The following is an 11898-nucleotide window of genomic DNA, read 5'->3' as shown; positions in this document are numbered from 1 at the left end:
AAGTAATGGGAAATGCAAAATTTCTAATTATAAAACAAAGCCTTAGTACTGCTTTCTGGAAGTCAAAAGACTTACATTTTCGGCTTTTTTACCATTTTCAATGGTAGCTTTATTTCCACTATGCTGTAATAGGCGGTTTTAAAGTTTACCTATTTGCAAGACATCTACGAGTAATAGCTTACAACAAAGGTATAAAAATACCTTTTATTATTTATTGCCACTTATTCTCTATTTTAAGGACAGTCCCGATGAAGCAAGTTTCACAATCAAGCATGAAAGTGGTCTTTCCCCACTCACCATTCCCTACTCCCAACTTTAAAGTCTGATATAACTCTACGCTGTATTACAAATTATTACAAACATGTTAACAACAATTGCGATGTGTTTCATTTGACAAGTTTTCCGGAATATCCACTTTTAGAATTGGTTTTATTCCTTGTCATGCCATCGGCGTAGATATCTTCGTCAAACTAGCAATAACTTTTGGAAATATGCTTACAAGAAACTTAATTACATCATTCACATTAGGTATAACCTTAGCAGCAATACCTATATTACAATCTCAAGCTCAAGTACAAAGAACACCGAACTTGTATAATTTCACAGGGTATAATTCCAAAGGTGAGAAAGTAGCCACTATTAATTACTCAACCTCAAGCTTTACTGGTAAGCCCCTTTTCAACTATCAACAGCAAAAAGAGACATTAAACTTTACCGGAGATGAGATCCGTACTGTAGATACGGAAATTGGTACACTAGTGACTGTGACTATTAAAAAGACAATAGATACTGGCAACACCACATTTACCTTGCTCATACCTCGTGTAAACCTTGGAAATAACATCGAAGCAAAAGTTGAAACTAAAGGAATCACCACAACAAACCGCTTTTCTGTAATTCCTCAATTTAACCAGGGGCAGAAACAAACTTATACAACAATCAATCTCAGAGGGACAGCCCAATCTGTCGCGTTTTAAGTACAAGAGAGTTACAAAAAATTAAACTTCTTGCTCAGATGGAAGAAAGCGGTAAGGGTGAAGGTAAATAATTGTTTATCTCTACCCTTACCGCTTAACATGATTACCTTTTAATTTGGTATTTGGGTGATAACATCTTTTTATCAATGGCTTATTGCAACAGATTTTCCAACTTGTTATTTTTACGAGCGATCGCTTTTACATAATTATTTAATGCTAATTCATCTCTCAAGGGTGCATTTCAAGATAGTGACATGGCAGTATTTGGATATATCTTACCCAGAAGTGGAAGCGATCGCGTTTATCGAATTGATGAAGCAGTCAATATTAAGTGTGTTGGGTGAGCGGTATCAGCAAGCGATTTAACTCAAGGCAACAGGTGAAATGATTGGAGACTGTGCCATAGAGCGGTTATAATAAATGGTATCAATATAGAGTTTTGTGTTTAAATACCAATAAAATTTTATGAATACAGTAGAAATTCGCCAGCAAATTAAAGAATATGTCGATCAACTCTCCCCAGAAAGATTATTAGTCGCTGCTGATTTTTTAGCGTATTTAGCAGAAAGAGATGATAATGAAGCAACTGAAGAATTGTTGAAAATAGAGGGTTTTAAAGAAGCGCTTGCTAAAGCAAAGAAGAATGTTAAACAAGGTAAGGTAATTTCTATTGACGAACTCCAACGAAAATATTAAGTATATTGTTATTATTAGTATTGATGCTCAAGAATTTTTCGAGTCGTCTTCTGCTTCTTTACAAAAGAAATTAGATCGTTGTTTTGAACGTTTAAAGATTGAGCCTCGTAATTTTCCTAATATAAAACCTTTGAAAGGTGAGCTATCAGGTTATTATCGTTATCGCGTAGGTCAATATCGCGTCATTTATGAAATAGATGATGGCTTAAATCAAGTAATGATTATTTTGATTCAGCATCGAAGTAGAGTTTATGAATAATTTTAAAATTTATAGGGAAGTTTGACGCTTATGGAAATAATGTGGTGCGTTACACTGCATTAACGCACCCTATAAATGAATCAAACCCTAAACTTCAACATTCAAAGCACGCACCAAAAAAGCCCATTTATCTGCGGCTTCCTCAATAATTTTAGCCGTGGGTTTACCCGCACCATGTCCTGCTTTTGTCTCAATTCTAATTAGCGTTGGCGCATCACCTGCGTGAGCCTCTTGCAAAGCTGCGGCAAATTTGAAACTATGAGCTGGGACAACGCGATCGTCATGATCGGCTGTGGTAATTAAGGTTGCTGGGTAAGCTGTATCTGCTTTGATGTTGTGTAGTGGCGAATAAGCATACAGCGCTGGAAACTCTTCTGGATTATCTGCTGAACCATATTCGGAAGTCCAAGCCCAACCGATGGTAAATTTGTGGAACCGCAACATATCCATGACGCCGACTGCTGGTATTGCTGCACCAAACAAATCGGGACGTTGCGTTATACAAGCACCGACTAATAAACCGCCGTTACTACCACCTGCGATCGCTAGCTTCTCAGTCTTAGTATACTTATTAGCAATCAACCATTCAGCAGCGCCAATAAAGTCATCAAAGACATTCTGCTTTTTATCTTTTATTCCTGCTTGATGCCATTCTTCGCCGTATTCTCCACCGCCGCGTATATTAGGCATAGCATAGACACCACCCATCTCCATCCACACCAAAAGACTCACAGAAAAACTAGGTGTCATTGAGACATTAAAACCACCATAGGCATAGAGATAAGTCGGGTTATTTCCATCTAACTTTATGCCCCTTTTATGAGTGATAAACATTGGTACTCTAGTACCATCTTTGCTATGATAAAAGACTTGTTTCGTCTCGTAATCATCAGGATTAAAATCTACTTGTGGCTGGCGGAAAATGGTACTTTTACCAGTTACCATATCATAGCGATAGATAGTTCCTGGTATGGTGAAACTGGTGAAACTATAAAAAGTTTCGGTATCATGACGCTTCCCTCCAAAGCCTCCGGCTGAACCGAGTCCAGGTAATTCTACCTCACGAATAAACGCACCTTTGATGTCAAATATTTTAATTTGGCTGTGAGCATCTTTGAGGTAATCAGCAACAAATTGGTTATTGAGTATGCCTACACTTTCTAACGTTTCTGCTGATTGGGGAATAATTTCTCGCCAATTTTCTGATGCAGGGTTTTTCGTGTCAATTGCAATAACTTTTCCCCGTGGTGCATTTAAATCTGTGCGAAAGTAAAACACGCTATCATCATTGTCGATAAAGCTGTAATCTGCCTCAAATTGGTTAATTAGTTCTACGACTTCAGTATTAGGGTTAGTCAAATCTTTAAAGAAAACTAAATTTTTGGAGTCACTACCCAGCCAAATTGAAATTATTAAATAGCGTCCATCTTCAGTAACACCGCCACTAAAACCCCATTCTTTTTGGTCAGGACGATGGTAGATTAGTACATCTTCTGATTGGGGTTTACCTAGTTGATGATAGTAGAGCTTTTGATAATAGTTAACATCTTCTAATTGAGTTTTTTCATTCGGCTCATCGTAGCGACTGTAGAAGAAACCTTGATTATCATGTGTCCACGATGCACCAGAAAATTTAATCCACTTCAGATGGTCTTGCAGGTCTTCACCAGTTTCAATATTGCGTACTTTCCACTCTTGCCAATCGGAACCAGAAGCGGATAGACCGTATGCTAAAAGTTTACCATCCTCGCTAATAGACAATCCCGAAAGAGCAACAGTTCCATCTTCTGAAAGTTTATTAGGGTCGAGTAAAACTTTGGGTTGGTCGTCGAGGGTTTTCAGAGTGTAGAGAACACTTTGATTTTGCAGCCCGTCATTTTTGAAATAAAAGTAACGTTCGGTGGAACAGTCTTGTAGAGATTCGCCTTCTTTAAAAGGGATGCCATATTTTTCATAATCCCAAAGTTTGGTGAGGCGCTGCTTAATTTTTTCCCTAGTAGGAATTTCACTCAAGTAGCCAAAAGTAACTTGATTTTGTGCCTCAATCCAAGCCCTTGTTTCTTCGGAGTCAGGATCTTCTAACCAACGGTAAGGATCTGCGACTAAAGTACCGTGGTAGTTATCGACTTGATTGCTTTTGTGGCTGGATGGGTATGTGAGGGGTTTTTTAGAGGAGGGCATAATCTCAGGTCAAAAGTGCTTCTTTACATACTACAAAGATAGACCTAAGACGTAGAGCATGTACTGACCAAACCTGCGGGAAAATTCCAATTTTAAGACCAGCCTTTTAAGTTGACTGGTAAAATCTCTTTTTCTCTCTATACCACGGACACTTTACTCAACTCGGAAAACCCGCCCACGCAAGTGTCCTACTCCATGTCTGTGCGGCTAAAAATTCTTTTATTTAACCGCAGAGGCACAGAGAACACAGAGTTAAGAGGTTAAAGTTTATTGAGCAAAATTTTTACCCACCTTGAAAGGGTTATTCTACAGCAGCATTTAGTAGACTACTTGCCACCAACCGAAGGCTGGACCGATAAAACGGATAGTTGCCCATGCTACAACCATAAGAACAATGCCTATCCAAGCACCACGACTTGTCCAACTGACAAATAATTCGGCTTGCTTTTTTGTGATGGGAAGCCAAGGCAAGATGCGAGTCTCTTTCTCTTGACCGTATGTTTCCCCTAATGTGGTTTTACGACGCTTTGCTTCACCCATAATCAGCAACTCAAATTTTTACTTAGGTTCTATTTAAATTTATCTTGCCAGGAATCATAGCTATCGAGAGGCAATAAACTGATAATAGTGCTTGGTTTTAGACGATCGCACTTTGGTTGACAAAATTTAAATTGGGCATGGGGCATGGGGCATGGGGCATTGATAACTGAACTTTAAGCAGAATTTTCTTCATCGGTATTAGAAAACAGATTGGGGTCAAGATAGTTAATGCGGGCCAGAGGGCTTAAGGCAGCTAGAATTTGAGCGCCGTAGCTGCGATTAACTACACGACTATCAAGTAAAGCAACAATACCTTGACTTTCTCGGACTGGAGCGATCGCTCTTTGTAATTCACTCAAGGCTGCTGGCAACAAATATAAACGGAACCAATCTTGATGCGATCGCTTATAACGAGCTACCCTACCAGCCACTAACGGATTTTCCAAAGATGGTAAAGGTAAAGTAGCAATAATTAACAGATGGGGTGCTGGCAAGACTCGCTGATGTTCTCGCCAAAATTCCCAACCGCTAATCAAAATACCATTTTCATCTAAACAAGTTTTTTCTACTTGCACCCGCGAACCAAATTCTGAAGCCAGAATTGTCGCAACTTGAGACTTGAGTGGTACATCCCCCACCAAGACAACCGTTAATCCTGGTGCTGTAGCACTTAGACAAACCAGTGTGCGGACTTTGTGAATAAATGCCGCTTGGAATTCTGGCGTGTTGGGTAGGGGCAACTTATAAGGTACATAAAGTTGAATTGCTTCTGCTTGATCCGCAGAGAACTTCAGGCAAGTTAAATCGTCCAAACCAAGGCGCTCTCGGAAAAGAGGAGCCTCAGTTTCCGGTTCAATAGCGCTACCAATTAAAACTACTGGTTGTCGCTGCCAAATAGGTGAGAGGATTTCACCTAATTCCATTGGGGCGTAGTGTAAAGAAAATAAACCTTGTCGATGGGCAATAGTTGCCCAGAAGAGGGCAGGGGAAGCAGGGGAGGCAGGGGGGGAAAGATTTTCATCAAGGGTTTGAAATTGCTGCCAGAAATTTTTCCAATTATCTGGGAGGTTGGCTTGATCTAAAGCTAAATACAGACGACTCAAAATTTCTATTTCTGGCTGAGAAATTAGGTAGCACTGATATGGATTGACAGGATGCTGAAAAAGTTGGTGTGTAAGTTGTATCCTTGCTTCACGAATCGCCTCAGCTTGATTTGGGCAAGCCAGTATGAGTTGCTCCCAATCATCGGGTTGAATATCTTGGGTAAGTTGATGACGCACCCAATCTTCTAAATCATCAACTCCATCAATAATTGTGGGGATGCCTTGGGGAAAGCAAGAGCCACCAGCAAATTGTCCTTTTAACCAAGCTTCTGGGGAGGTTAACAGTAGCCCTTGGAACTCAGCACTAGGCCAAGCGTCACCTGTCCTAATCGCTTTGTTGGCTGGTAGCCACTGCTGTAGACGGGGAATTTCCACCCGCAGCAGAAGTTGCTGCACCGCTTCTTGAGCAACAATAATTACAGGGCCATGCCACATTAGGGCTGATGCTACGAAACTGGTGCGATATCGCCCTTGATAGCCACAAACTGCCCCTACTTGAATTAGGGCACTACGCCCCAGGCGCAAGGCGCGTGCTACCAACCGTGCCATCGTCAAATGATGGGGCCAGGAAGGGAACCCCGCCTGCGATCGCAAAAAGTTATGTAATGAAAAATGAACTTCTGCCTCAATCACACGCTTTTAATTCCATACAAAGTGACTTTTACGAACAAAGCCCCATTTCTATTATGTTGTCCTTTGTCATTAGTCATTTGTCCTTTGCTAATGACTAATGACCAATGACTAATGACTAATTACCCAATACCCTGAATTATGCCAACTTACACAGGAATTTCCAGCGAAGCCTTTAGGCATCCACTAGATCGCCAAGCCGAGCAAGCTTTACGAAATTTACCGGGATTTGATTTAATTGCTCGTAAATTTGTGGAATTTATCTACGAACGCCCTCAGTTCATCTATCTAATGGGTAACACCATCCAAGTCGGGCCGCGTCAATATTCCACTATTTACCAGATGTTTCGGGAATGCGTCCGAGATTTGGACATTTACCCAGAACCGACACTGTTTGTCTCGCAAGATCCCCAAGCAAATAGCTATGCGCTGGGGCAAGAGAATCCTTACATAGTCATAAATACAGGGATACTAGACTTACTAGACGAAGCCGAGATTCGGGCGGTGCTAGCCCATGAACTGGGGCATATTAAATGTGGTCATACTATTTTAATTCAAATGGCGATGTGGGCGATGAGTGCTGCTTCCGCTTTGGGAGAATTAACCTTCGGCATCGGTAATATTGTCACACAAGGCTTGATTTACGGCTTTTTTGAGTGGCGGCGTAAAGCCGAGTTATCGTCAGATCGCGCCGCACTACTAGTCATGGATGACTTGAATCCCGTTATGTCAACGATGATGAAACTCTCTGGTGGTAGTAACAAATATGCCAATGAATGTAGTTTACAAGAGTTTATCAAGCAGTCAGAAAATTATCAGGCACTGGATGAAGATGGACTAAATCAGTTGTATAAATTTTTGATTTACAATGGCGCTCAGGGTACGCTATTAAGCCATCCTTTCCCAGTGGAACGCCTGCATTACTTACGGGCGTGGGCAGTATCAGAAGAATACCAGCAAATTCGCCGAGGGAATTATCAGCGATCGCCTGCTTCCGGATCTGTAAATGTTGCAGCAGAATCTTCCGCCAATGAAACAGAAACTTTACGCCGTCAAATTGAAGAATTACAACGGGAAATTAACAGAATGAAAAGGTCTGAGTAGTTTTGAGTACTAAATGAAGTTATATATATAGTGCGTTAGATTTGCCTAATGCAATATTTATATCTCTTTTAGCACATACTTTGTGTTAGGGATTTCCAGAAATTAAATTTAGAACTTACACCTTGACAGATAATTAATATTATGCACTCAAGCCAAACTTCTGTGATAGGTGTTCTAAAATAAAATCACGAGCTACTTGCACGACTTACGCGTTGACAGATTAACAGAAATGAGCAATTAAGTGATGATTTTGTAAAAACTTGAATTTGAGTCTGGATTTTAGCAAAAATAATTCAGTTAAGTTTGCCATTCTAGTTTTTTTAGATTCCCTTAAAGCGGATAATATTTTCTAGCTAAACTACCATCCTCTTGGGGATGGATAAATTCAAGATTCAAAATTAAGGCTTGAAGATTGCTTAACTATATCTCAGCATTAAATTAGATGTAGGCATTTCTGAATATGGCAATTCACTTGACAAAACGGCTTTCTGTGTTCGCTGCTATTCTGGCTCTTGTCCTTTCCATGCCGGGAATTGCCTTAGCTGCACCCGTTCAACTCCATACTACTTCTGGTGTTATTTCCGCCCAAACTACCAAAACTGCAAGCTACTCCACTTCGTCGGAGATTAACCTGACTCCCTTACAACGCCAGGAACTCCAGGCTGTGCGTCAGAGAAGAAACAGGGAAATCGAGGCAGTTTTAAACACATCGCAACGTGCCCAACTTAATCGCAATCTCCGGGCTGGTAATAATATCAATCAAGCCCTAGAAAAACTGCATTTGCAACCAGAACAGCAAGATTTTGTAAAGGCGACCGTGCAATTTACTAACTTGAAAATGAAAGCAATTTCATCTAGGCATTCGCTAACACTAGATCATAAATAAAGGTTTGACTAGTACATTAGATTATTGAATCGTTGTCATAGAAGATATCAATCATATTTTCTATGACAGTCTTTTGGATAAAATGCGATCTAGCGATCGCACTTTTTTATTCTAGGTATCTCATTATTAATTCCCCCTTTAAAATAAAAAGGAGATATATATGGGTATTGTAGGTGAACTTAAGCAAATATCACCTGTAATGTTAGATAAATTTAAAATAAATTCATCTCTCTTGGATATATTTTTTAGTGCTAAGTATTTGGCTGAGTCTTATTTTTGGGAAGAAGCTATTTATATATCAGGTAATTCAAGGCTTAATATTCAGCAACAGTCAGAGGATAAATTTAAAGAATTTAAGTGGACAGATAATCAGCAAAGAGAAAACACAAGAGCAGAGTTTTTGAAGGAATGGCAAATTTCAGAATTATCTTTAGGTAAATCGTGGCACGAACTACATTTTTTACTTACTGGATACACTCATACAGATAAATTGTCTTTTTTAGTAAGTAAAAACTCCTCAAGGAACTTACCCCAAATTTCCTTGAATAATTGGAGTTTATTTAAAATTTTTAATCCAATGCTAGGGAATCAAAAGTATATAGAACAGTATATTAGCCCTACGCTAGATATAGATAATTTACCCTTAGTAAATGCCATCCTGGGTGGTATAGAAATAGGAAACAAAGAGGGTTATGGCAAACATAGATATTTAATACCCGATGAAGTAAAGCAAGTAGCCGAAGCTTTATCAGAACTTTCAGAAAATGGCTTTATAACAAGGTATAAACGAGAAGAAGTTAAACAAGAACGAGTGGCTATTATAGATTGGTCAGAACCAGAGACAGTAGAGTGGCTAACTGAATACTACAATGAAATCACAGCTTACTACATAGCAGCAAGTAATTTGGGAAATGCTATGTTACTTTATTTAACTTAGTTATTTTAACTATAGATTTTATTCTCATTTATCAAGAATTGCTAGATAAAAAATTTCATACTCAATTTCTGTTACCTAACTTATGGAAACAGTTGATTAATCTGGACTTCAATTTCTGGAAATGCAATCAAGGATAACGTTGCATCCTCCTGCAAAATCAATTGTTGATTGTAGCCTTGCAAAAGTGGTTCGCGGAAAACATAAATCTGACGCTGATTCACATCCAAAATCCAGTAATCAGCAATTCCTGCCTTAGCATATAAAGGTGCTTTCTGTTTGCGATCGCTGTCTAGCGTTGTATCTGCTACCTCAATCAATAAAAAGATTTCATTGGGTGCAGGATGATGATCAATGTATTTTCGCGCATCAATGCGGACAACGGCAATATCTGGTTCAGGTTCCGAGTATTGGTTTAATTGAATGGGATCTTGCACCCGAACTAAGGCAACTTCTGCTAGCAGACGCTTTAGATAATCAGACGCACACAGCGTTGTCGCTGCATGGGGGGGATTTTTGGCACTCATGGGGATAACTTGCCCATCAATCAGTTCTACCCGTTCATCGGCTGTGATAATACCCGTCTCAAGCATTCGGTGATATTCATCTACATTCCACAAGCGCACTCTAGTTTGTGTCATTGTATTTGGTTTGGCGATATGATCATCTGCAAAGTGCAAATATCTCTTACTCTCAACTTTTGCAGCATCTATAATTAATCTTGCCCCCTGAAAGTTCGTTACCATGTCGGAAGAAGATATCCGAGCCGCAAGGCTGGAAAAAGTAGAACAACTCAAGCAGCTAGGAACTAATCCCTACGCGTATCGTTGGGAATCTACCCATCATGCAGCGCAGTTGCAAGAAAAGTTTGCCGATTTAGCCAGTGGTGAAGAAGTTGATTTAGAAGTTGCGATCGCAGGACGTATTATGGCACGTCGCGTTTTCGGTAAACTGGCTTTCTTCACTTTACAAGATGAAACTGGCACAATTCAGCTTTATTTGGATAAAAATCGCATCCAAGAAAGCATGGCAGATATTGATGCTGATGCCTTCAATCATTTAAAACAACTCACAGATGCAGGCGACATCCTGGGAGTTAAAGGTACTATTAAACGGACTGAAAAGGGCGAATTATCTGTCTACGTTAAACAATATACTATCCTGACTAAATCCCTGTTGCCCCTACCCGACAAGTGGCATGGATTAACGGATGTTGCCAAGCGCTACCGTCAGCGCTACGTTGACTTGATTGTTAACCCGGAAGTGCGGCAAACTTTCCGCCGTCGCGCCCAAATTACTGCTGGTATTCGTCGCTATTTAGAAGAACGAGATTTTCTGGAAATTGAAACACCAGTTTTGCAAAGTGAGACTGGGGGTGCAGATGCGCGTCCATTTATCACTTACCACAACACCTTAGAAATGGAGTTGTATCTGCGAATTGCCACAGAGCTTCATCTCAAGCGGTTGATTGTAGGTGGTTTTGAAAAGGTGTTTGAATTGGGGCGGGTTTTCCGTAATGAGGGAATTTCGACTCGGCATAATCCCGAATTTACCACGATTGAAATTTACCAAGCCTACGCCGATTACAACGACATGATGGCGCTGACAGAAGGGATTATTACTACTGTCGCCCAAGATGTACTCGGCACACTGCAAATCACCTACCAAGGGGAACCTATAGATTTAACACCACCTTGGCGGCGGGTGACAATGCACGATTTAGTTAAAGAATTTACAGGCTTGGATTTCAATTCTTTTCAAACTTTGGAAGAAGCAAAAATAGCAAGTAAAAATGCAGCTATTCCTGGTGTAGATGAAGCGAAATCAATTGGTAAGTTACTGAATTTAGCTTTTGAAGAGAAGGTAGAAGCTAATTTAATTCAACCTACCTTTGTAATTGATTACCCAGTAGAAATTTCGCCTTTAGCAAAACCCCACCGTTCTCAACTTGGTTTGGTGGAAAGATTTGAGTTATTTATCGTAGGGCGAGAAACTGGGAACAGCTTCTCAGAACTTACCGATCCTATCGATCAAAGAGAACGCTTAGAAGCCCAAGCTGAAAGAAAAGCTGCTGGTGACTTAGAAGCCCAAGGTGTAGATGAAGACTTTTTGACAGCCCTTGAATACGGGATGCCGCCTACAGGTGGTTTAGGGATTGGCATTGATCGGTTGGTAATGTTATTAACTGATTGTGCCAGTATTCGGGATGCGATCGCCTTCCCGCTACTAAAGCCTGAAGGCAGCGTTATTAAGCAATTTACCTATGAGCCAAAAACTCAAACACTGACTATTGAATTTGATAGTGGAAGTGTTTACGAGTATTTCAAAGTACCTCCCAGTGTCAAGGATGACTTAGACAATGCACCGTCTAAAGGTCAATACTTTAACAAGTTCATTAAAGGGAAATTTAAGTTTGAACAGTTGAGTTGACCTACTTAAGCATTAAACACTAAGGTGCGTTATGGCTTTGCCATAACGCACCATTTTTAGCTTTGAGCAAGCTAACCTGCTCTTGAGTCCAAGTATAGAAGTCTATTTCATATAGATGAGATGTGTACATCTTTTAAACGGTCATAAGCTTTTATTTA

General features: G+C 40.0%; 12 protein-coding genes. 8 read left to right on the top strand and 4 right to left on the bottom strand.

The window, feature by feature from the left end; translation table 11 throughout:
* The first annotated feature begins 491 nt into the window (after window positions 1-491).
* The 4 genes from CDC33_RS01930 (at window position 492) to CDC33_RS01920 (ending at window position 1932) form a co-directional block, all read left to right on the top strand.
* Window positions 492-977, top strand: coding sequence for a hypothetical protein (locus CDC33_RS01930; RefSeq protein ID WP_219929993.1), 486 nt, complete (start codon window positions 492-494; stop codon window positions 975-977).
* A 126-nt stretch (window positions 978-1103) separates the two neighbouring features.
* Window positions 1104-1343, top strand: coding sequence for a hypothetical protein (locus CDC33_RS37645; RefSeq protein WP_146195761.1), 240 nt, complete (start codon window positions 1104-1106; stop codon window positions 1341-1343).
* A gap of 99 nt (window positions 1344-1442) precedes the next feature.
* Complete coding sequence (locus CDC33_RS01925) at window positions 1443-1673, top strand: hypothetical protein (protein ID WP_109007058.1); 231 nt, start codon at window positions 1443-1445, stop codon at window positions 1671-1673.
* Window positions 1648-1932, top strand: a complete 285-nt coding sequence (locus CDC33_RS01920) for a type II toxin-antitoxin system RelE family toxin (RefSeq protein ID WP_109007057.1) — start codon at window positions 1648-1650, stop codon at window positions 1930-1932. Before CDC33_RS01925 ends, CDC33_RS01920 begins: the two co-directional genes overlap by 26 nt.
* An 87-nt stretch (window positions 1933-2019) precedes the next feature.
* Here the strand turns inward: CDC33_RS01920 and CDC33_RS01915 are convergent, their stop codons facing one another.
* The 3 genes from CDC33_RS01915 to CDC33_RS01905 all read right to left on the bottom strand — a co-directional run bounded on the left by CDC33_RS01915 (window position 2020) and on the right by CDC33_RS01905 (window position 6389).
* Window positions 2020-4113, bottom strand: a complete 2094-nt coding sequence (locus CDC33_RS01915; RefSeq protein ID WP_109007056.1) for a prolyl oligopeptidase family serine peptidase — start codon at window positions 4111-4113, stop codon at window positions 2020-2022.
* Window positions 4114-4431: 318 nt separating this feature from the next.
* Window positions 4432-4653 (bottom strand): DUF2839 domain-containing protein, encoded by a 222-nt coding sequence (locus CDC33_RS01910; RefSeq protein ID WP_109007055.1) that lies wholly within the window; start codon window positions 4651-4653, stop codon window positions 4432-4434.
* A gap of 173 nt (window positions 4654-4826) precedes the next feature.
* Window positions 4827-6389: a helicase C-terminal domain-containing protein gene (locus CDC33_RS01905; protein ID WP_109007054.1), complete on the bottom strand. Its 1563-nt coding sequence runs from the start codon at window positions 6387-6389 to the stop codon at window positions 4827-4829.
* A gap of 138 nt (window positions 6390-6527) precedes the next feature.
* Here CDC33_RS01905 and CDC33_RS01900 point away from each other — a divergent pair, with 138 nt between their 5' ends.
* The 3 genes from CDC33_RS01900 (at window position 6528) to CDC33_RS01890 (ending at window position 9313) form a co-directional block, all read left to right on the top strand.
* On the top strand, window positions 6528-7490 hold the full coding sequence (locus CDC33_RS01900; protein ID WP_109007053.1) for a M48 family metallopeptidase: 963 nt from the start codon (window positions 6528-6530) through the stop codon (window positions 7488-7490).
* A 460-nt stretch (window positions 7491-7950) separates the two neighbouring features.
* Entirely contained in the window at window positions 7951-8376 is a 426-nt protein-coding gene (locus tag CDC33_RS01895) for a hypothetical protein (RefSeq protein ID WP_109007052.1), read from the top strand.
* Window positions 8377-8536: 160 nt separating this feature from the next.
* Window positions 8537-9313 carry a DUF1877 family protein gene (locus CDC33_RS01890; protein ID WP_109007051.1) on the top strand — a complete coding sequence of 259 codons (777 nt, stop codon included), beginning with the start codon at window positions 8537-8539 and terminating at the stop codon, window positions 9311-9313.
* 80 nt (window positions 9314-9393) lie between these two features.
* Here the strand turns inward: CDC33_RS01890 and CDC33_RS01885 are convergent, their stop codons facing one another.
* Entirely contained in the window at window positions 9394-9951 is a 558-nt protein-coding gene (locus CDC33_RS01885; protein ID WP_109012402.1) for a Uma2 family endonuclease, read from the bottom strand.
* Between the two features lie 103 nt (window positions 9952-10054).
* Between CDC33_RS01885 and lysS the strand changes: the two genes are divergently transcribed.
* Entirely contained in the window at window positions 10055-11740 is a 1686-nt protein-coding gene (gene lysS / locus CDC33_RS01880) for a lysine--tRNA ligase (RefSeq protein WP_109007050.1), read from the top strand.
* The last annotated feature ends 158 nt before the right edge of the window (window positions 11741-11898 follow it).

Origin of the sequence: Nostoc commune NIES-4072, assembly GCF_003113895.1 — a bacterium.
GTDB classification, from domain to species: Bacteria; Cyanobacteriota; Cyanobacteriia; order Cyanobacteriales; family Nostocaceae; genus Nostoc; species Nostoc commune.
The sequence above is the reverse complement of the archived record's forward strand: the minus strand, read 5'-3'. Positions and strand labels throughout refer to the sequence as shown.

What these genes read in the sequence shown, in the direction of transcription:
- CDC33_RS01930 (WP_219929993.1), top strand. Translation starts at nt 492, where the DNA reads ATGCTTACAAGAAACTTAATTACATCATTCACATTAGGTATAACCTTA.
- CDC33_RS01885 (WP_109012402.1), bottom strand. Translation starts at nt 9,951, where the DNA reads ATGACACAAACTAGAGTGCGCTTGTGGAATGTAGATGAATATCACCGA.
- lysS (WP_109007050.1), top strand. Translation starts at nt 10,055, where the DNA reads ATGTCGGAAGAAGATATCCGAGCCGCAAGGCTGGAAAAAGTAGAACAA.
- CDC33_RS01915 (WP_109007056.1), bottom strand. Translation starts at nt 4,113, where the DNA reads ATGCCCTCCTCTAAAAAACCCCTCACATACCCATCCAGCCACAAAAGC.
- CDC33_RS01910 (WP_109007055.1), bottom strand. Translation starts at nt 4,653, where the DNA reads ATGGGTGAAGCAAAGCGTCGTAAAACCACATTAGGGGAAACATACGGT.
- CDC33_RS01890 (WP_109007051.1), top strand. Translation starts at nt 8,537, where the DNA reads ATGGGTATTGTAGGTGAACTTAAGCAAATATCACCTGTAATGTTAGAT.
- CDC33_RS01900 (WP_109007053.1), top strand. Translation starts at nt 6,528, where the DNA reads ATGCCAACTTACACAGGAATTTCCAGCGAAGCCTTTAGGCATCCACTA.
- CDC33_RS01925 (WP_109007058.1), top strand. Translation starts at nt 1,443, where the DNA reads ATGAATACAGTAGAAATTCGCCAGCAAATTAAAGAATATGTCGATCAA.
- CDC33_RS01895 (WP_109007052.1), top strand. Translation starts at nt 7,951, where the DNA reads ATGGCAATTCACTTGACAAAACGGCTTTCTGTGTTCGCTGCTATTCTG.